The sequence below is a fragment of the Aromatoleum petrolei genome (genome assembly GCF_017894385.1).
Classification (GTDB): Bacteria; Pseudomonadota; Gammaproteobacteria; order Burkholderiales; family Rhodocyclaceae; genus Aromatoleum; species Aromatoleum petrolei.
The window spans coordinates 2,687,942-2,707,562 of record NZ_CP059560.1; the positions used below are offsets into that span (position 1 = coordinate 2,687,942).

General features: G+C 66.9%; 18 protein-coding genes and 1 tRNA gene. 4 read left to right on the plus strand and 15 right to left on the minus strand.

Annotated features, from left to right (window positions below; all coding sequences use genetic code 11):
- Positions 1–115: 115 nt before the first annotated feature.
- Positions 116–1,303, minus strand: a complete 1,188-nt coding sequence (locus tag ToN1_RS12275) for an acyl-CoA dehydrogenase (RefSeq protein ID WP_169205411.1) — start codon at positions 1,301–1,303, stop codon at positions 116–118.
- Between the two features lie 288 nt (positions 1,304–1,591).
- On the opposite strand from ToN1_RS12275, the gene ToN1_RS12280 reads away from it, so the two are divergent.
- The gene (locus ToN1_RS12280) at positions 1,592–2,503 is read left to right on the plus strand and encodes a LysR family transcriptional regulator (protein WP_169205410.1); all 912 of its coding nucleotides are present in this window, start codon (positions 1,592–1,594) and stop codon (positions 2,501–2,503) included.
- Between the two features lie 12 nt (positions 2,504–2,515).
- Here the strand turns inward: ToN1_RS12280 and ToN1_RS12285 are convergent, their stop codons facing one another.
- From ToN1_RS12285 to ToN1_RS12295, 3 genes are all read right to left on the minus strand, one after another.
- The gene (locus ToN1_RS12285) at positions 2,516–4,597 is read right to left on the minus strand and encodes a diguanylate cyclase (protein WP_169205409.1); all 2,082 of its coding nucleotides are present in this window, start codon (positions 4,595–4,597) and stop codon (positions 2,516–2,518) included.
- 151 nt (positions 4,598–4,748) lie between these two features.
- Positions 4,749–5,159 carry a bacteriohemerythrin gene (locus ToN1_RS12290; protein ID WP_169205408.1) on the minus strand — a complete coding sequence of 137 codons (411 nt, stop codon included), beginning with the start codon at positions 5,157–5,159 and terminating at the stop codon, positions 4,749–4,751.
- A gap of 11 nt (positions 5,160–5,170) precedes the next feature.
- Positions 5,171–6,325 carry an HD-GYP domain-containing protein gene (locus tag ToN1_RS12295; RefSeq protein ID WP_169205407.1) on the minus strand — a complete coding sequence of 385 codons (1,155 nt, stop codon included), beginning with the start codon at positions 6,323–6,325 and terminating at the stop codon, positions 5,171–5,173.
- A 300-nt stretch (positions 6,326–6,625) separates the two neighbouring features.
- Between ToN1_RS12295 and ald the strand changes: the two genes are divergently transcribed.
- Positions 6,626–7,714 (plus strand): alanine dehydrogenase, encoded by a 1,089-nt coding sequence (ald, locus tag ToN1_RS12300; RefSeq protein WP_169205406.1) that lies wholly within the window; start codon positions 6,626–6,628, stop codon positions 7,712–7,714.
- 173 nt (positions 7,715–7,887) lie between these two features.
- Here ald and ToN1_RS12305 read toward each other — a convergent pair.
- The 3 genes from ToN1_RS12305 to ToN1_RS12315 form a co-directional block, all read right to left on the minus strand.
- Positions 7,888–7,972 (minus strand) — tRNA-Leu (locus tag ToN1_RS12305).
- Positions 7,973–8,056: 84 nt separating this feature from the next.
- Positions 8,057–8,533 (minus strand): hypothetical protein, encoded by a 477-nt coding sequence (locus ToN1_RS12310; protein ID WP_169205405.1) that lies wholly within the window; start codon positions 8,531–8,533, stop codon positions 8,057–8,059.
- A gap of 79 nt (positions 8,534–8,612) precedes the next feature.
- On the minus strand, positions 8,613–8,759 hold the full coding sequence (locus ToN1_RS12315; protein WP_169205404.1) for a hypothetical protein: 147 nt from the start codon (positions 8,757–8,759) through the stop codon (positions 8,613–8,615).
- 162 nt (positions 8,760–8,921) lie between these two features.
- On the opposite strand from ToN1_RS12315, the gene ToN1_RS12320 reads away from it, so the two are divergent.
- On the plus strand, positions 8,922–9,098 hold the full coding sequence (locus ToN1_RS12320) for a helix-turn-helix domain-containing protein (RefSeq protein ID WP_169205403.1): 177 nt from the start codon (positions 8,922–8,924) through the stop codon (positions 9,096–9,098).
- Between the two features lie 20 nt (positions 9,099–9,118).
- Here ToN1_RS12320 and ToN1_RS12325 read toward each other — a convergent pair whose 3' ends face one another.
- The 5 genes from ToN1_RS12325 to ToN1_RS12345 form a co-directional block, all read right to left on the minus strand.
- The gene (locus ToN1_RS12325; protein WP_169205402.1) at positions 9,119–9,970 is read right to left on the minus strand and encodes a DMT family transporter; all 852 of its coding nucleotides are present in this window, start codon (positions 9,968–9,970) and stop codon (positions 9,119–9,121) included.
- Positions 9,971–10,182: 212 nt separating this feature from the next.
- Positions 10,183–10,872, minus strand: a complete 690-nt coding sequence (locus ToN1_RS12330) for a helix-turn-helix domain-containing protein (RefSeq protein WP_169205401.1) — start codon at positions 10,870–10,872, stop codon at positions 10,183–10,185.
- A gap of 202 nt (positions 10,873–11,074) precedes the next feature.
- A complete protein-coding gene (locus ToN1_RS12335; RefSeq protein WP_169205400.1) occupies positions 11,075–13,189 on the minus strand; it encodes a diguanylate cyclase in 2,115 nt (704 codons plus the stop codon).
- Between the two features lie 145 nt (positions 13,190–13,334).
- Positions 13,335–13,694: an arsenate reductase (glutaredoxin) gene (gene arsC, locus ToN1_RS12340; protein WP_169205399.1), complete on the minus strand. Its 360-nt coding sequence runs from the start codon at positions 13,692–13,694 to the stop codon at positions 13,335–13,337.
- Between the two features lie 50 nt (positions 13,695–13,744).
- Positions 13,745–14,236, minus strand: coding sequence for a flavodoxin family protein (locus tag ToN1_RS12345; RefSeq protein ID WP_169205398.1), 492 nt, complete (start codon positions 14,234–14,236; stop codon positions 13,745–13,747).
- 563 nt (positions 14,237–14,799) lie between these two features.
- On the opposite strand from ToN1_RS12345, the gene ToN1_RS12350 reads away from it, so the two are divergent.
- Positions 14,800–15,129 carry a hypothetical protein gene (locus tag ToN1_RS12350; protein WP_169205397.1) on the plus strand — a complete coding sequence of 110 codons (330 nt, stop codon included), beginning with the start codon at positions 14,800–14,802 and terminating at the stop codon, positions 15,127–15,129.
- Between the two features lie 84 nt (positions 15,130–15,213).
- Here the strand turns inward: ToN1_RS12350 and ToN1_RS12355 are convergent, their stop codons facing one another.
- The 3 genes from ToN1_RS12355 to dnaN form a co-directional block, all read right to left on the minus strand.
- Positions 15,214–15,654, minus strand: coding sequence for a retropepsin-like aspartic protease (locus ToN1_RS12355; RefSeq protein ID WP_244861035.1), 441 nt, complete (start codon positions 15,652–15,654; stop codon positions 15,214–15,216).
- Positions 15,655–15,884: 230 nt separating this feature from the next.
- Positions 15,885–18,398 (minus strand): DNA topoisomerase (ATP-hydrolyzing) subunit B, encoded by a 2,514-nt coding sequence (gene gyrB / locus ToN1_RS12360; RefSeq protein ID WP_169205396.1) that lies wholly within the window; start codon positions 18,396–18,398, stop codon positions 15,885–15,887.
- Positions 18,399–18,481: 83 nt separating this feature from the next.
- Positions 18,482–19,588 carry a DNA polymerase III subunit beta gene (dnaN, locus tag ToN1_RS12365; RefSeq protein WP_169205395.1) on the minus strand — a complete coding sequence of 369 codons (1,107 nt, stop codon included), beginning with the start codon at positions 19,586–19,588 and terminating at the stop codon, positions 18,482–18,484.
- Positions 19,589–19,621 lie beyond the last annotated feature (33 nt).

Here is a 19,621-nt window from a genome sequence, read left to right on the forward strand (position 1 = left end):
GGTGCTGCCCGGTCGCGTCCCGGAGGAAGAAGGGACCCCGGAGGCCGGGGTCGGTGCCCTCGCCCGGCCGTCCGACCCGTGTGAGGTCGGTGCCGGGCGGGCAGGCTCGCCGAACTCAGTTGGCGAACGCGGCGATGCCGGTGATCGCGCGGCCGAGGATCAGCGCGTGGATGTCGTGTGTGCCCTCGTAGGTGTTCACCACTTCGAGGTTCACGAGGTGGCGGGCGATGCAGAACTCGTCCGAGATGCCGTTGCCGCCGAGCATGTCGCGCGCGACGCGGGCGATCTCCAGCGACTTGCCGCAGGAGTTGCGCTTCATGATCGAGGTCAGCTCGACCGGCGCGTTGCCCTCGTCCTTGAGGCGGCCCAGGCGCAGGCAACCCTGCAGGCCCAGCGTGATCTCGGTGAGCATGTCGGCGAGCTTCTTCTGGATCAGCTGGTTGGCGGCGAGCGGGCGGCCGAACTGCTTGCGGTCCATGGTGTACTGGCGCGCGGTCTCGTAGCACGCTTCGGCCGCGCCGAGCGCGCCCCAGGCGATGCCGAAGCGCGCCGAGTTCAGGCAGGTGAAGGGGCCCTTGAGGCCGCGCACGGTCGGGAAGGCGTTCTCTTCGGGGCAGAACACCTCGTCCATGACGATCTCGCCGGTGATCGAGGCGCGCAGGCCGACCTTGCCGTGGATCGCCGGGGCGGACAGGCCCTTCCAGCCCTTCTCCAGCACGAAGCCGCGGATGTCGCCGGCGTCGTCCTTCGCCCACACGACGAAGACGTCGGCGATCGGGCTGTTGGTGATCCACATCTTGGCGCCCGACAGGCTGTAGCCGCCGTCGACCTTCTTGGCGCGGGTGACCATGCTGCCGGGGTCGGAGCCGTGGTTCGGCTCGGTCAGGCCGAAGCAGCCGATCAGTTCGCCGGTCGCGAGCTTGGGCAGGTACTTCTGCTTGGTCGCCTCGGAGCCGAATTCGTTGATCGGCACCATCACCAGCGAGGATTGCACGCTCATCATCGAGCGGTAGCCGGAATCGACACGCTCGACTTCACGCGCGATCAGGCCGTAGGCGACGTAGTTCATGCCGGCGCCGCCGTACTGCTCGGGGATGGTCGGCCCGAGCAGGCCCAGTTCGCCCATCTCGCGGAAGATCGCGGGGTCGGTCTTCTCGTGGCGGAAGGCTTCCTGCACGCGCGGCAGCAGGCGTTCCTGGCAGTAGGCGCGGGCGCTGTCGCGCACCAGGCGCTCGGTTTCGGTGAGTTGGCTGTCGAGATACAGGGGGTCGGCCCAGTCGAAAGTCACGCGGTTCGTTGCCATGTCGATTCTCCTCAATGCGGCGTTTGGTCGCGGGCCGGGACCACCCGGCTCTGATCTGTGACTGAACTGTAGTCACGCCTGCGAGGCACGACAAACGAAAAATTCGTGGTAGCTTGTGCGTAAAACGCACTTGTTGAGACATGTGGACGCGTAGGGGGGAAAAGTGCAGCGCCTTCCGCCGTGCAGCTGTCGAGTCGGTACGGGTGCGCATTCGGCGGAAGTCGCGTGGGGCTGTTCCGCCATGGTTTGCACGCTGTCATGCGCATTGCGCACTTTAGGGAGGCATCCATGCGCCGCAAGATCCCCAGTACCGCCGCCCTGCTCGCCTTCGAGCGCGCGGCGCGGCACGAGAGCTTCACGCGTGCGGCGGAGGAACTCGCGCTCACGCAGAGCGCAATCTGCCGCCAGATCGCCGCGCTCGAGGATTTCCTCGGGCTGCGCCTGTTCCGCCGCACCAAGCGCGGCGTCACCCTCACCGAAGCGGGCCTGTCGTACAGCCGCCAGATCAGCGCGCGCCTCGACGCGATGGAGCGCGACACGCTGTCGGTGATGGCCCACCACGGCCGCGGCGCGACCATCGAGCTCGCGGTGATGCCGACCTTCGCGACGCGCTGGCTGCTGCCGCGGCTGGGCGACTTCCTCGCCCGTCATCCCGACGTCACCGTCAACATGAACAATCGCACGCGCCCCTTCCTGTTCGCCGACACCGAGTTCGACGCTGCACTCTACTTCGGCGACGCCGGCTGGCCGGGCACCGAGGCGCACTTCCTGATGCGTGAGAATGCGGCGCCGGTGTGCAGTCCGCGCAGGCTTCGGGGCAGCGCATCGCTCACACCCGGGGAGATCGCGGCGCTGCCGCTGCTGCAGCAATCCACCCGCCCCTATGCGTGGCGCGAATGGTTCGGTTCGCTGGGGATGCAGGTCCCTCACGACATGACGGGCACGCGCTACGAGCTGTTCTCGATGTTGGCGCAGGCGGCGATGCAGGATATGGGGATTGCCTTGATCCCGCCCTTCCTCATCCGCGAGGAGCTCGACAGCGGGCGCCTCGTGATCCCGTGCGAGCACGTGTATCTCAGCACCAAGGCCTACTACCTGATCATCCCGGAACGCAAGGCCGAGACCGCTTCGCTGGCGGCCTTTCGCGACTGGCTGGTGGAGGAGGCAGCCATCTACCGGAGTGCGGCCGGGCTGGGTTGAGTGCGGACGCGCTCAGACGGCGTCGACGTCGCAGCACACGCGGTTGCGGCCGGCCTGCTTGGCGCAATACATCAGGTCGTCGGCGCGCTTGAGCAGGGTGTCGGCGTCGTCCTCGGGGCGCAGCGTGACCACGCCGATGCTCGCCGTGACGACGCCGGCAGGTGGCGTCGCGTGTTCGCGCAGCGCCTGCTGCACACGTTCGCCCAGCACCTTCGCTTCGGCGGCCGAGGTGCGCGGGCACAGCACCATGAATTCCTCCCCACCCCAGCGCGCCAGCGTGTCCGTGCGGCGAATCGTGTCGCGCACCACGGCCGCGCTTTGCGCCAGCACTTGGTCGCCGACGCCATGGCCCCAGGTGTCGTTCACGTGCTTGAAGCGGTCGAGGTCGTACATCAGCAGCGACAGCACGTCGCCGTGGCGGCGTGCGCGGTCGATCTCCAGCTCCAGCATGCGCTGCAGGTAGCCGCGGTTGTAGCAACCGGTCAGCACGTCGGTGGTCGCCAGGCGCAGCAGTTCCTGCTCGTTGCGCTTGCGTTCGGTGACGTCACGATTGACGCCGATCATGCGTAGCGGCTGCTGGCCGTTGCCCGGCACCAGCACCGCCTGGGCGTCGATGTGGCGGATCTCGGTACCGTGGCGCAGGATGCGGAAAGTGGTGACGAAATCGCTGCCGGTGCGCAGCGTCTCGTCGACCAGCTTGGTGAGGTGCGGGACGTCGTCGGGCAGGATCAGTTGGAGCACGTCGTCGAAGCGGCCGCTGAATTCGTCGGGACTCAGGCCGAAGAGTTCGTGCATCGTGCTGTCCCATACGAGCTTGCCGCTGTGCGGTTCGTATTCCCAGATGCCGATGTGCGCCGCACGCGTCGCCAGTGTCAGACGTTGCGTGAGGTGGCGCACTTCGAGCTCGGCCTCGCGGCGCGCGGTGATGTCCACCATCAACCCGCGCAGCAGCGTCGGCTCGCCGTTCTCTGCGACCACCGTGACGATGTCCTCCAGCCACACGACACGCCCGTCCCGGGCGATGAAACGGTATTCGAAACGATGGGGTTCGAGCCGGCCGGTACAGGACGCGCAATACTGCGGCGCCCATTCGCGGTCCTCCGGGTGCAGGTGCGCGACCCAGAAGCCGGGCGTCTGCCAGTCCTCCACCGGGTAGCCGAGCAGGCTCTCGGCCTTGCGGCTGACGAAGGTGAACACGAAGGTCCGGGCATCGGCTTCCCACACGATGCCGTCGGTGGTGTTCACGAGGTCGAGGAAGCGCTGGTGGTGTTGCCGCGCCTCCTGCTCGCTGGCGCGGTGCGCGGCGCTTTCCTCCGCCAGCCGGGCGGTGCGCTCGCGCACGCGGTCCTCGAGCGTCGCGGTGAGATTCTTGAGGCTGTTCCACTGTACGCGATATTGGCGCAGGTAGATCAGCAGCATCAGCGCGACGAGCGCCCACACGCCCACGTGAGCGATGACGAGCTGGCGGCGCGACGCATCGGCGCGCGCGACGAAATCGGTTGCCGGGATCGACACGCTGATGCCTCCGCGCACGTCGCCGACGCGGTAATTCTGCTTCTCATGGCAGCTCAGGCATTCCTTGCGCACATACAGCGCCGCCATGTAGCGGATCACCGGCTCGCCTGCGCTGTCGAGGATCTCGCTGCGTTCCTTCTCGCCGTGCTGCTCGAACGCCTGCAGCGCCTGCGTCTCCCACGGGTCGGCGACGTTGCCGGGGTTGATCGGGCGCAGGCTGGTGATGTGGATGCGAATACCGCTCTCGCTCGCGATGACGCCGGCCATCTGGCGCGTCATGTAGGCGGGATTGACGGTAGTGAGGTGGATGCCGGAGGTGGTGACCGGGTCGCGCTCGGGCAACTCGAGATATTTGTTCGGCGGCGTTGTCTCGCTCTGGCGCACGTATATCCCGCCGCTGCGGGAATTCCACAGGCGCATCGCCTCGATCATGTGGAAGATGTCGCGCCCCTGCTGGCGGGCTGTCGCGGAGGCGGCATTATGGCCCTGATACAGCGTCAGGCCGAGGGACAGCAGGATCAGCAGCGTCCATGCCCCGAGCGGAAGCACCCAGTAGAAGCGGTCGGGGATGCGGAGCATGGCGATAGGAACCGCTGGAGGATCGGGTTACCGCCTCATTCTAGTCCGCTTGCGATCGACTTGTCATGACAGCGCGGGCTTGCCGCCCTGTCAGTATTACCCGCTTTGGGCGGTCGCGGTCGCGGTCGCGGTCGCGCGCCCCGGCGCGATCTCAGCGTGCGGCCGTGAGGTAGGGCACGTATTCGCGGTCGGTGCCGCAGATGTGATGGATCAGCCATTCGCCATAGAGGAAAGGCATCATCTCCTGCAGTGCCGCGGCGTCGCCGCTTTCAAAGACGCGCTCGAATTCCTGCACCTGGCGGAGGATCGCGTTGTGCTCGGTCTGGTGTTCGGCGACCTTGTCGTCGGGGAAGCCGGCGCGCGTGAAGCGTTCTTCCTCGTACGCGAAATGCGTCGTCACGTAATGCGCGAGGTGGTCGAAGACGCGGCGCGCCCCGCCGGACGGGCCCTCGCCGTGCAACTGGGCGGCGAGCTCGTTGATGATCGTGATCAGTTCCGCATGCTGGCGGTCGATCTCGGCATCGTCCACAGAGTATTCGGGCTTCCATTCGAAGCGGTTCATTGCAGTGGTCCTCAGTTGCGGTGCCACAGGCCGCGCAGCACCACGACGGAGCCGCGGTGGCTGGAAAACGGCACCATGCCCTCGATGCGGTAGCCCTCGTTCGCGGTGTCGCGCTGGATCGGCGTCAGCATCGGCATGCCGTCGGCGCGGACGAAGGAAAATACCAGCGGGCAGGCGGTGTTCATCGTGCGCTTCTTCACGACCGCCACTTCGCCGTTCGCCAGACGCACGGTCGCACCCGGCGGGAACACGCCGATCTCCTTGATCATCATGCTGATCAGGCGGTTGTCGGTGGCCGAGCCCTGCTCCAGCATCAGCTTGCGCATCGCCTCGGTCGATACCATCGCCTTGCGGTAGGGGCGGTCGCGCACCATCGCGCTGTAGATATCGGCGATCGCCAGCACCCGCGTCGGCAGGCTGATCGCATCGCCCGCGCTGCCGTCGGGGTAGCCCGTGCCGTCCAGCCGCTCGTGATGGTGGCGCACCGGATCGAGCCAGGTCTTCTCGCGCACGCCCAGGCCCGCGAGGATGGTTTCGCTGTCGATCGGGTGGCGCTTGATGCGTTCGCGCTGCATGGGCGTCAGCGGTGCGATCTGCTGGTCGAGCGTGTCCTGGATGTCGAGCAGCCCGATGTCGTGGGTGAGCCCGGCCTTGATCAGCGGCAGGCGCGACTCGTCCGGCACGCCCAGCTTCTTGCCGATCAGCTCGCACAGCATTGCCGCCTGCAGATGGTGGATGACCGCGTAGGAGCTGTCGTAGTCGAGATGCAGGTTCGCCAGTGCCGAGTCGGTGTCGTGCGTGCACGCCTCCTGGATCGTCAGGGCGATGCCCTCGATGCGCGGCACGAACTCGTCGCCGAGGCTGCCCTGCTTGTGCAGGTCGAAGGTGCGCTTGAGGCGCAGCTTGAGCAGGTCGAACATCTCGAAGGAGCTGTGCTCCTCGCTCACCGACGCCACCGGCAGTGGCGCATGCGCCGGCTTGTGGTGGGCATCATTGCTGATGAAGCAGCCGTTGGCGAGCAGCACGTCGCGCTGCTTCGCGGTGTTGATCACGAAACCGGCCTGCAGCAACAGCATCCCGGAACCGTCATACACCGCGTAGGGCAGTGGTTCGCCAAGGCGGATGTCGGTGGGCGAGACGCGTTCGAAACCTTGCCGAGGTGTCATATTCTTCTACTGACAGCGTATGGTCGTTCGGATTTTTGTCCGGTGCCGACAGGCTATCAGGCAAACCGGTGGAAGGAAAACAAAAAACCGCAAATTGCGGCGCGATGCGGCACAGCAAGCCGATACATAAGACCTTGGTAATACTATCGCAGATACCCGGTACAGATATTCGCATCCGTGTTGTGGCGCAGCATGACAGACGGGCGTCGGCGCGTTCATCATGGACAGCTGCCGCAGCCACGCATCGCACTGGCACGGACCCCGCAGGCGGGCTGCCTGCCTTCGCACGGACCATCGATCATGCACATCGGTATCCCCAAGGAAATCAAGACACACGAATACCGCGTCGGTGCCACGCCGCACAGCGTGCGCGAGCTGGTCGCCCACGGTCACCACGTGCTGGTGCAGGGCGGTGCGGGCACGGCGATCGGTCTGGCTGACGAGCACTACCGTGCCGAAGGCGCGGAGATCGTCGACTCCGCGGACGAGGTCTTCTCCCGCGCGGAGCTCGTCGTCAAGGTCAAGGAGCCGCAGCCGCAGGAATGTGCGCTGCTGCGGCCCGGTCAGGTGCTGTTCACCTACCTGCACCTCGCCGCGGACCCGCAGCAGACACGTCTGCTGCTCGCCTCCGGTGCCACCGCGATCGCCTACGAGACCGTCACCAGCCCCGCCGGCGGCCTGCCGCTGCTCGCGCCGATGAGCGAAGTCGCCGGACGCATGGCCATCCAGGCTGGCGCGAGCTGCCTCGAAAAGCCGCACGGCGGCTCGGGCGTGCTGCTCGGCGGGGTTCCGGGCGTCGCCCCGGCCCGCGTCGTAATCCTCGGCGGTGGGGTGGTCGGCTACAACGCCGCGCGCATGGCGGTCGGCCTGGGGGCCGACGTCACCGTCGCCGACCGCTCGCTCGACCGCTTGCGCCGCCTCGACGAGTTCTTCGCCGGGCGTATCCGCACCCGCCATGCGACTGGCGGCGCGATCGAATCCCTGGTGCTGAAGGCCGACCTCACGATCGGCGCCGCGCTGCTGCCCGGTGCGCGTACGCCGCGGCTCGTGCCACGCGACTGGCTGGCACGCATGCAGCCCGGTTCGGTGCTGGTCGACGTCTCCATCGACCAGGGTGGCTGCTTCGAGAGCAGCCACCCCACCACGCACGCCGACCCGACCTACGTCGTGGACGGCATCGTGCACTACTGCGTCGCCAACATGCCCGGCGCGGTCGCGCGCACCTCCAGCTTCGCCCTCAACAGCGCCACCCTGCCCTTCGTCCTCGCGCTCGCGGACAAGGGCTGGCAGCTCGCGACCGCAGAGGATCCGCACCTCGGCGCGGGCGTGAATGTGGACGCCGGGCGCATCGTCTGCCCGGCGGTTGCCGAGGCCTTCGCAACGGCCTGAGGCCGCGCGGGCGGGGCATCGGGCGGATGGGGGAGCCCGAATGCCGCCGTACGTGCCCCCGGATGAACCAGTTTGGGGCGTACCGTTCGGACGCCGGCGTGGACGTGAAAAGGCCAGAACCCTTGCGTTGCTTGGGATTTCTGGCCTAGATCGGTCTTCCGGGTACTGCTGAATGGTGCCTTGGGCGAGACTCGAACTCGCACGTCTTGCGACACTACCCCCTCAAGATAGCGTGTCTACCAATTTCACCACCAAGGCTTCGTCGCATTGCTGCAGTCGCGCGGGGCGAACTGCAAAGGCAGCGGAAGGGCGCGGATTATAGCCCGGGATGCCGGGGTCTCGTCAATCGTCCGCGCGATACAGGGCATACACGCCCAGCAGCCCGAACCCGAGAATTAGTAGCCATTTTAGTGACGACGCAGCGCCCGATGCCGCGTACAGCGGCGCCACGCCGAAGCGCGGCACATCCGTGAGCCACCAGTGCAGCGCATTCTCGACTGCGTCGAAACACGCCGCGACCGGCAGGAGCCAGCTCAGGACGCGACGGAACGCCGGCTCGCGCGCGGCTGTCACGCCCGCGCGCGTCGCCCACAGATAGCCGAAGAGGCCGTAGGCAAACAGCAAAGCGAAGTCCGCGGGCAGATGGCTGCGGTAACGCGCGAGATCGGCCGGTGACCAGAAGTGGACGATCTGCCCGAAGGTCCTGGGCGAGAAGGCGAACTGAAGTGCCAGCACGCCCGGATCGAGGGGGGCGAGATACCAGAAGAGACCGACGCCCAACGCCAGCGTGCTCAGTCCGGAGATCCATACGGCGCGCATCGCAGTCTCCTTTTTTGAAGCCGGACAGGTGGTAAGGAAGATCAAGCGTGGTTCGGCTCTGTGTTGGCGGCCATGCTCATCAGTCCGCCGGTATGCCGCGCAGCGCCGCCCATGCACGCAGGGCCCGGTCGAGAAGGCGCATCGCCTTCGCTTCTTCGACCGTCTCGATGGCGACGAGCGGCATGCCGGAGCGCAGGAGGGTGGAGAGCTCGAGGAAATCGGGCATGGTAACTGGATAGGGACGGCGACGCGCGATTGTAGCCCGGACGCCGAGCGATTCAGGGTTCGGTGGCCAGGTTGAGCGGGGTCCGGCGAGCACGAGACGCGACGGTTTTCCCCGCCCTCTAATGTGTCATCGGCAGGCACCGCGTCCGAATACTGGCGGGCGATGCGCCTGCAGCACCTGCAATGGCGCCGGCTGAACTCCGACCACAGCCTTGCGGTGTTCGCCGATGAAGTCGGCATCGCCGACGCCAGCTACCTCGGGAAGATGTTCAGGCGGCGCTTCGGACAAACCCCGGCCGCGTTCCGGTGGGATGCGCGGGAACGCCGTCGCCCTGCGTGAGCGTCGCTTGAGGGAGCGGGTCAGCTGCGCGTCGCGCGCCGGCCCCATTCGGCGGCGGCGATGATCATCGCCGCCGCCAGCGCGATGTTGGGCTGCAGGGGCTGGCCGGTGGCGGTGACGAGGACGACGGTCGACAGCAGCGGCGTGAGGAAGGCGAACACCGCGATGCGGCGCGGGTCGCCCTTCTTGAGCGCGGCATCCCACAGGAAGAATGCCCCGCCGAGCGGGCCGGCGCCGAGCAGGGCGAGGCTCGCGAGATCCCTGGCCGTGAGCGTGGCTGCGGGTTCGAAGAGCGCGTGGCAGATCAGCGACAGCACGCCCGAGAGCGCGGCGAAGCTGCCCACTGCGGCGGTCTCGAAGGGCGCGACACGGCGAGTGCCGAGCGAATAGGTCGCCCAGATCAAGGCCGAGCCGAGGGCGAGGACATAGCCGGGATGGAAGGCGCCGTCCGCGACGTCGGCGCCGGTCTTGCCACCCAGGATGGCGATCGCCGCACCGGCGAAACCGAGCGTGGCGGCGCCGAGGTGGGCGGCGCGCAGCCGCGTTCCGGGTAGGATCGCCGGGGCCAGCAGGACCATGCCGAGCGGCCACAGGTAGTTGATGAGGTTGGCCTCGACCACCGGCGCACTGCGCAGCGCGAGAAACAGCAGCAGATGGAAGCCGAACAGCCCATACACGCCCAGCAGCAGGGTCGGCAGTGGGATCTTCCACGCCGCGAAGCGGAAGCGCGATAGCGGCAGCGCGATCAGGCTGCCGAGCAGCAGGCCGACGCCGGTGAGGAGGAAGGGCGGCAGGTGGGCGAGTTCGACAGCGAGGAAGGCCAGCACGGACCACAGCGCGATCGCGGAGAGGGCTTGGAGATCGGATTTCATGCCCTTGAGCGTAGTCGCGGGCAAGGCGGCGTGCCGCCGGTGTGTCGTCGCGTTTCGCCGGTCGGCTCAGAGCCTGTGAATAAATCTGCTGCGCGGGTCGATTGCTGCGTTGCTCACTCGCTCACTCCTCGCCTATCCATTTGATATGTCTCGTCGTTCGCGCGCTCGCGCCTTGCACTCGACCCTGCTCGCGACGATTTCTTCACAAGCTCTCAGTTGCGGCCGTGGCGGCGCAGCGCGGCGGTGAGGGCTGAGGGCGAATCGTAGCCGGTGCGGCGCGCCGCCTCCGCCACGCTCAAGCCACGGGCGCGCAGGATCTCCGCTTCGTCCAGGCGTAGCCGGCGCAGCCACTGCATGGGGCTGCAGCCGAGCGCCTCGACGCAGCGGGCGCGGAACTGGCTCTCGGCCAGACAGGCGCGCGCGGCGAGGTCGGACACGCTGAGCGGTTGCGACAACTGCGTCCGTGCCCATGCGGCGAGCCCGTCCCAGTCGATGTCGCGGCGTGCGCGTTCGGGCCTTGGCAGCGCGCCCCAGGACTGGGCGAGCAGCGAGGCGGCCTGCTGGCGGTCGATCGGCAGGTCCTGCGCGAGCGCCTCGGCGATGAAGCGCGCGAGCAGATCCGTCGCCGGCTCGCAGCAGGGCCGGCGCTGGCGGGCGGCCCAGCCGGCATCGGCCGAGTCCAGCACGAGGCAGCGGCTGCCCTGGCGCGACTCGAAATCGTGCCGCTCGTGGGGGGCGATGATCAGGCCCTGACCTGCCACGACGCGGGAGCCCTGGCCGTCGATCTCCAGCTCGAGTTCGCCGTGCAGGCCCCACAGCACCTGGAAATGGTCGTGCGTGTGGCTCCCCGGCGAGGGGCCGTATGCGCGGACCGACCAGCCGGGGATCGTGTGCTTGGCCATCCCGCCATTCTCGGCAATGGCCGGGCGGTGGGCAATGGGCGACGGTCGCCCGCCGTCGCGCGTCACGCTGCGGACCCGGGACCATGCACCCGTTCCCGGCTGCGCATTCGAATGCCTGTTCGGGGGTTTCAGCCGGTTGGGCAGAGGCTTCACCCTGGATGTATCCATGGCGTCGCGGCACGGACGCGGAAAGCTTGACGGGCTACGCGCGGTCGTCCGAGAGCGGCGTTGGGGCGGCAGCGTCGCGTGCGGCGGCAGGCAGCGCATCGGCGTGATCCGGCCGAGACGCCGCAGTATCAAGGTAAGCAAAATAGGCGCGGTCCTGGCCGACGATATGCTTCGCGACCATGTCGTGCGCGAGGAAGGCGAAGAGCGTGCCGAAGTCGACCTTGCCGCAGCGCAATTCCTCGATCAGTGCATCCGCGCGCACGGTGAGCGCCTCGTGCATGCGGATATGCGCCGCGAGCTCGGGGTAGCTTATGCGCTGCAGCAGCGCTTCCTCGTCGCGGAAATGACGCACCATCTTCCCGTACAGCACCTCGACGGTGGCGCGAATTTCCGCCGCCGGGTGCTGGGCGGCGATCAGCGTCCAGAGCACGTTGATTTCATCGAAAAGCGCGCGATGTTCCGCGTCCAGTGTGGCGTCGCCGCTCTCGAAGGACGCGTGCCATACCAGCCTGATGAATCCCTCCTGCGTTCCCCTGTGGCCCACGACCGCATCGTCAGCCTCGACGCGATTGCGCCCGCCCTGCTTGGCGCGGTACAGGGCCGCGTCGGCGCGGGCAATCCAGTCGTTGCGCGATTCGGCCTCGCCCAGTTCGGCAACACCGAAACTGGCCGTGACAGCGCCCACCCCGTCGATCGCGTGCGCCGCGATGCAGACCCGCGCGCGCTCAGCGAAGACCGTGGCGCTCGCCAGATCGGTCTCGGGCAGCAGCACCACAAACTCCTCCCCGCCCCAGCGCGTCAGCGAATCGGCCTTGCGCAGCGTGCTGCGCAGGCTGGTCGCCACCGCCTGCAGGACTTCGTCGCCCTTCATGTGGCCGTAGCGGTCGTTGATGCCCTTGAACAGGTCCACGTCGAGCAGGATCAGTGCGAGGGGATGGCGGTAGCGGTGCGCGCGCTCGACCTCCAGCGCGACGACCTGGTAGAACTGACGTCGGTTCCACGCCCCGGTCAGCGCGTCCGTGCCGGCGAGCGCGTCGAGCTGCTTCAGCGTCTGCAGCAGCGCCTGCTCCTTGTCGTGCAGTCGCGTCACCAGGTTGTTGAAGCCGAACAGCAGGTCGCCGAACTCGTCCTGACGCGTCACGGCCACGGGCGCGAGTTCCTGCTTGCCGTCCGCCATCTCCCGGATCGCGCGCGACGCATTCGTCAGCGGGCGCAGCATGTGCGACAGCACCCCCAGCAGGATCAGGCTCAGCACCGCCATCGTCGCGAACGAATTGCGCCACAGCAGGCGCCGCAGCTCCGCGACCGGCTGCGATACCTCCGCCGTCGGCCGGCGCGCGACGACGATCCAACCGATGTCGGGCACCGCCGCGATGGCCGCAAGCTCGTCCTCGCCCTGCGCATCGACCGTCAGGCCCGTGCCGCGGTATCCCGTCAGCGCGCGATCGAGCATCGGATCGACGCCCGGGCCGGGTGTCGGCCGGAGCACCATCGCCGCATCGTTCGACGCCACGAACAGCTTGTCGGCTGGCGAGATCACCACGAATCCCCCGCTCTCGCCCAGCTGCGTCTGCCGCAGATCCTCGAGAAATCCCCCCTCATCGAGCCGCAGCTCGCCCGCCACCACGGCCAGCGCGCGCCCGCCGCCGTCGCGCACCGCCGCCGCCATCACGACGACGGGGGCGCCATCTCCCTCGGCGCGCTGCGGTCGGCTGATCACCGCGCCCTGCGTGCCGAGCGCCGCCTGCAACCAATCCGCTTGCGGCGCGGCGGACCCCTCGCCCCAGGCCGCCCGCGAGCTGCCCGCCACTCGCGCGCCATCCGGGCCCAGCACCCGCAAGCCGCGATCGAAGAGCGGATTCAGCCGCTCGCGCTCGTCCAGCCACGCCCCGAGCTGCAGCGGCTGCGACAGCAGCGCCGCCGGCAGTGTGTCCGCCAGTTCCCCGATCAGCGTGCGGCGCGCCTGAAGGGCATGGGCAAGATCGCGCGCCACATGGTTCACAATCGACAATTGCGCGTCCGCCACCACTTCATGCACGCGATCCCGCACCGTCGGCAGGATGACGAGCTGACGCACCAGAACGCCGATGACGATAAGCACGACGCCGAGCGCGATGAGGCGGAACTTGAAAGTGCGGAAGAACGACATGGGTAGGTCGCGACGGTGCGGGCGGTGCGCCCAGTGTATCCACGTCCTGCGCGCGTTCAAGCATCGGGAGCTCGCGCCCGGCGCTCCACGGCAACAGGGAAGCGACTTGATGGATTCGCTTCCGCCGGGCTTGCTCGATCCTTGCTCAGGCCGGCGACAGGATGTCCAGCACCCGCTCCGGCGGCCGGCACAACCGCGTGCCCAGCGGCGTCACGACGATCGGGCGGTTGATCAGGACCGGATGCGCAAGCATCGCGTCGATCAGCTCCCCGTCGCTGCGTTCCGGCGACCCGAGGCCGAGTTCGGCGAACACCGCCTCCTTGTCGCGCATGATCGCGCGCACCGCGAGGCCGCTGGCCGCGATCAGGCGGATGAGCTCGTCGCGGCTTGGCGGCGTCTTCAGGTACTCGACGACACGCGGCGCGATGCCGCGCTCGCGCAGGATCTGCAGGGCGCCGCGAGAATTGCTGCAGCGCGGGTTGTGATAGATGGTTACGTCGGTCATGGAAGGCGTGCTCGTGGAAACGGGTGATGGGACGTCGGCGCCGACGGGGCTCAGAAAATGCCCAGCGCGAGCCCGGCTGCAATCCCTGCACCCAGCTCTTCGCAGCGCTTGAGCTCGTCGGCCCCGATGTGCTTCGGCCGAAGTATCTCATCGGGCGTCTGCGCATGCGTGCACAGGATCAGGGTCGGCGCGACCGGCTTCAGCCGCCACCCGGTCGCGATGCGATCGATCTGCCGGGCGGCATTGCTGCCGTCGCTGCCCGCACACACCAGCGTCGCGTAGGGCCGGCCGTTGATGCGGTCCAGCACAGCGTAGTAGGTGCGATCGAAGAAATCCTTCATTTGCCCGGAAATCGCGGCCAGGTTCTCCGGCGTCGCGAAGATGTAGCCGTCCGCGCCCAAAACGTCTTCGGCGCCCGCCTCGCCTGCGTGCAGCAGCCGAACCGCGACCGAGCCTTCGGCAGCGGCGCCCGCGGCGGCGGCTCGTGCCATCTGCAGCGCACCGCCGGTCATGGAGTGATAGACGATCAGCAGGGTCTTCATGGGGGGAAACGGTCCGACAAGACCGGAAGTGCCCGGAACAGCTTAGCAGCCGTGCGGGAATCGTGGTCTGTCCCTGTTTTCGTGCTCTGCGACAGTGAATAGGATGCCAGTCAATGATCCAGGAGCTGGTCACAAAAGCGTATAGCGATTCTTGGCAGCGTGACGGACGTCCGATAATCGTCGCGGCGTTTCGTGCCTGGCTCCGGCACGCGGTCACCCTCGGCGGTGCCGGTCATTTCCGCCGAGCGGAAGGATAGGGTCACCTAGGGTCACCGACGCGTTGGCGCCGTCCACGCCCGCGACGGACCGCCCGTGGCTCGCGTGGAAAATGCCCGCCGAATGCAATGGGCGGAAAGGATGCGGCCGCTTGGAGCACGTCTCGAGCGATCGCGGAACTTGGCACGCCGGCCATCTATCATAAACGTACCTCGATCCACTGGCTGCCCTAAAAAAGCCGCCTCGACGCGCGGAAACAAGCCTCGGGGACATCAGGATCGATACCAGGCGTTCGCCCGTGAGGGTGAGCGTCCCCCACAGACGGAAAGACGAAGCAGGAGGTTGCCATGAGTGCCAAATATCGCAAATATTTGTTCGCCGGCACGATTGCGGCAGTCACCGCAGTTCCACTAGCGGCCAGCGCTGAGACATATGAACTTTTTGGTGAGCGGGGTCCGGCCTCGCACCAGTTGAATTACGACGTCCGCTCCGAAAAAGGAGCCGAAATGATGCGGGCTAAGCCGGCGGGGACGAGCGATGCCAAGGGGGAGTTCTCTGCCTTTGAGACCGTCCCTGCCGAAACCGCGGCGCCGCGGCGCATGGGCACTTCACTGGAAACCGGTTGGAGCACAAACCCGGCAGCCGTGTATCCTGAAGGCGAGCGCATCACGCCGTGACCGCTACCGGATGAAGCCGTTCGTGACGGGTATGAACCGTCATTTCGCAGATGCCGGCGGGCCCGAGGCCCCGCCGGCATCTTTTCATTCGGCGAATGCCGCGAGATCGGGATTGTCGCCCGACGAGGCTTCCGCGGTGGTGGTGCAGTGGCTGAGCTGCAGACGCGGCGGTTCGAACGAGAAGATGAACGGGGCCGTCCGCTGCAACACATTGAGGCCCAGAATGGCGCGGGTCGAGCCCGGGAAGACCGCCGCTTCGACATCCTTGAGCCAGCAACCGCCGCCAATGCTCAACGCCTCGATCGCATACACCGGCACATCGATTTCGGACCCGTTCGCGAGCCGACCGCGCAATTCCTTTACGTAACGAACCGCACCCGAACTCTTGAGCTGGGCAAGCATTTCTTCGTTGATCGTCGTGTAGCCTGAACCCGTGTCGACCATCAAGTCCACGGCGCCGAGACCTGCGATCCGGCCTTCGACATAGAACGTGGTGCTGCTCGTCGCACGCATGTCGACGCTCATGTCGAACTCACCCGCCGATGCGAGGTGGACAGTGCCTGCAAGGAATGCGAAGGCCAGCCGCCGCGGGAGTGTCTTCATCCAATGGTCACCGAAGCAAGGGTTGACAGGTTGGGCGATCAATCATAACTGGAATTTCTTCCAGCACAATCAATATTTATAACGGCGCAAACAAGCTGTTGCTTTAGCCATTTTCGACGCCCGCGCTGGTGAGCATTGCCGGCGACAAGGCATCAAACGTCGATGTTCCGCGCAAACAGGGCATTCCCCTCGATGAACGCCCGACGCGGTTCCACGTCGTCGCCCATCAGCGTAGTGAAGATCTCGTCGGCGGCAATTGCGTCGTCGATCTGCACTTTCAGCAGGCGGCGCACGGCGGGGTCCATCGTGGTTTCCCACAGCTGCTCGGGGTTCATCTCGCCCAGACCCTTGTAGCGCTGCTTGCTGAGGCCGCGTTCGACTTCGGCGAGCAGCCAGCGGATGGCGTCGGCGAAGCGGGTGACGGGCTGGCTCTTCTCGCCGCGGCGGATCTCGGCGCCTTCGCCCATCAGGTCGGCGATGGCGGCGGCGGCGGTGCGGATGCTGCGGTAGTCGCCGGAGACGATGAATTCCTCGTCGATCCAGCCGCGCTTGCGGTTGCCGTGCAGCATGCGCTCGATGGCGATGCGCCAGGTCTCCGAGGCCTCATGGTACTCGGGACGGATCTGGACTTCGTCGGGCAGGTGCGGGCGGATGCGCGCGGCGGCGGCGGCGGTGGCGGCTTCGTCCGCGAGGCTGACTTCGATGTCGTGGGCGAGCATCGCGTGCAGCACCGCGCCGTCGATGTAGCCGGAGAGGCGGTTGATGACCGCTTCGGCGAGCAGGTAGCTGCGGGCCAGTCCCCCGAGGGTCTCGTCGACGATGGGGGCGGCGCCGGTGCGCGGCACGAGCGCGGCGCCGTCGAGGGCGAGCTTCAGCAGGTGCTGGTTGAGCGCCGCCTCGTCCTTGATGTACATCTCGTTCTTGCCGTGCTTGATCTTGTACAGCGGCGGCTGGGCGATGTAGATGTGGCCGCGCTCGACGAGCTCGGGCATCTGGCGGTAGAAGAAGGTCAGCAGCAAGGTGCGGATGTGCGCGCCGTCGACGTCCGCGTCGGTCATGATGATGATGCGGTGGTAGCGCAGCTTCTCCGGCTTGTAGTCTTCCTTGCCGATGCCCGTGCCGAGCGCGGTGATCATGGTGGCGATCTCCTGGCTCTGCAGCAGCTTGTCGAAGCGCGCCTTCTCGACGTTGAGGATCTTGCCCTTCAAGGGCAGGATCGCCTGGAACTTGCGGTCGCGGCCCTGCTTGGCGGAGCCGCCTGCGGAGTCACCCTCGACGAGGTAGATTTCGCACAGCGCGGGATCCTTCTCCTGGCAGTCGGCGAGCTTGCCGGGCAGGCCGACGCCGTCCAGCAGGCCCTTGCGGCGCGTCATCTCGCGCGCCTTGCGGGCGGCGTCGCGGGCGCGCGCGGCTTCGACGATCTTGGCGCAGATGGTCTTGGCGTCGATCGGGTTTTCCTGCAGGAAGTCGGTGAGCTTGCCGGCGACCACTTCCTCGACCGCGGGGCGGGCTTCCGAGGACACCAGCTTCATCTTGGTCTGGCTGGCGAACTTGGGGTCGGGCATCTTCACCGAGAGCACGCAGGCGAGGCCTTCGCGCATGTCGTCGCCGGTGATGTCGACCTTGGCCTTCTTGGCGATCTCGTTTTCTTCGATGTACTTGTTGATGACGCGCGTCATCGCCGCGCGCAGGCCGGTGAGGTGGGTGCCGCCGTCGGCCTGCGGGATGTTGTTGGTGTAGCACAACACCTGTTCGGCGTAGCTGTCGTTCCACTGCATCGCGACTTCGACGCCCAGCTCGGCGTCGTGGCCGTGGCCGGTGGGGATGCGCGTGCTGCCCGCGGCGTAGAACACGTTGGGGTGCAGCACCGACTTGGTGCGGTTGATGTATTCGACGAAGCCCTTCACGCCGCCGGCGAAGGCGAAGTCCTCTTCCTTGCCGGTGCGCTGGTCGACGAGGCGGATCTTCACGCCGTTGTTGAGGAAGGACAGCTCGCGCAGGCGTTTGGCGAGGATTTCGTAGTGGTATTCGACGGTGCCGAAGATGTCGTCGTCGGCGAGGTAATGGACCTCGGTGCCGCGCTTGGTGGTCTCGCCGATGACCTTCAGCGGGCTGACCTCGACGCCGTCGACGACGTCGATCACGCGCTCCTGCGGCACACCGCGGTGGAATTCCATGAAGTGCTTCTTGCCGTCGCGGCGCACGGTGAGGCGCAGCCACTTCGACAGCGCGTTCACGCACGATACGCCCACGCCGTGCAGGCCGCCGGACACCTTATAGCTGTTCTGGTTGAACTTGCCGCCGGCGTGCAGCACGCACATGACGATCTCGGCCGCCGAGCGCTTGGGCTCGTGCTTGTCGTCCATCTTCACGCCGACCGGGATGCCGCGGCCGTTGTCGGCCACGGAGATCGAGTTGTCGGCGTGGATAGTGATGACGATGTCGTCGCAGTGGCCTGCCAGCGCCTCGTCGATGGAGTTATCCACGACCTCGAACACCATGTGATGCAGGCCGGTGCCGTCGGAGGTGTCGCCGATGTACATGCCGGGACGCTTCCTCACGGCTTCCAGGCCTTCGAGCTGCTGGATGCTGGATTCATCGTAGTCGCCGGACGGAGCGGGAGCGGGGACGGGGGCGGACTGAGGCAGGTTTTGCGGATCGGACATCGTCAATCTCTATGAATCATCAAAGAACGCGCCCCGGGAGGGCCCGGGGCGTCAGAACGCTGCGGCGGCGGGCGCCGTGTGCGTCAAATTCGCATCGGCATGACCACGTACTTGAAGCGGTCGTTGCCCGGCAGGGTCACCAGCGCGCTCGAGTTGCCGTCGTTGAAGCGCCACTCGACCTGGTCCTCGTGGATGTTGGTGAGCACGTCGAGCAGATAGGTGACGTTGAATCCGATGTCGAGCGCGTCGCCGTGATAGTCGACTTCGAGCTCCTCCTGCGCTTCTTCCTGTTCGGCGTTGGTCGAGGCAATCTTCAGCATGCCGTCGCCGAGCACGAGGCGCACGCCGCGGAACTTGTCGTTGGTGAGGATGGCGACGCGCGACAGGGTCGCGAGCAGCGGTGCGCGCTCGAAGGTCAGCAGCTTCTGGTGGTTCTGCGGGATCACGCGCTCGTAGTCGGGGAATTTGCCGTCGATGAGCTTGGAGACGAGCTCAATCGGGCCGAAGCGGAACACCACCTGATTGCCGGCGAGGACGACTTCGAGCGGGTCCTCGCTGTCGGCGAGCTGGCGCGCGAGCTCCATGACCGTCTTGCGCGGCAGGATGACCTCGGTGCGCGGCACTTCGGCCTCGAGCGGGCTGGAGGCGAAGGCGAGGCGATGGCCGTCGGTGGCGACCATGCGCAGTTCCTTACCGTCGGCGATCAGCAGCAGACCATTGAGATAGTAGCGGATGTCCTGCTGCGCCATCGCGTAGGCGACCTGGGCGAGCTGGCGCTTGAAGCTCTTCTGGCTGATGCTGAAGCGCGTGGCGTCGCCGTCGGGCAGGTTCATGCGCGGGTAGTCGGCGGCGGGCAGGGTCTGCAACGCGAAGCGGCTGCGCCCGGCCTTCACCGTGAGGCGCTTGTCGTCGAGCGTGAGCACCACTTCGCCGGCGGAGGGCAGCGCGCGCAGGATGTCCTGCAGCTTCTTCGCGGCGACGGTGATGTTGGCGTCCTCGCCGCCGATGTGTCCGCCCGTGGTCGTGCGGATCTGGATCTCGATGTCGGTGGCGAGCAGGGTGAGCTGGTCGCCGTGCTTCTCGATCAGCACGTTCGACAGGATCGGCAGGGTGTGGCGCTTTTCGACGATGCCGGCGACCGACTGCAGCGGGGCGAGGAGCGCATCGCGGGTGGTGGTGAGCAGAAGCATGGCGTCAGGATCTTCCGTTTGAAGTTATTCCGT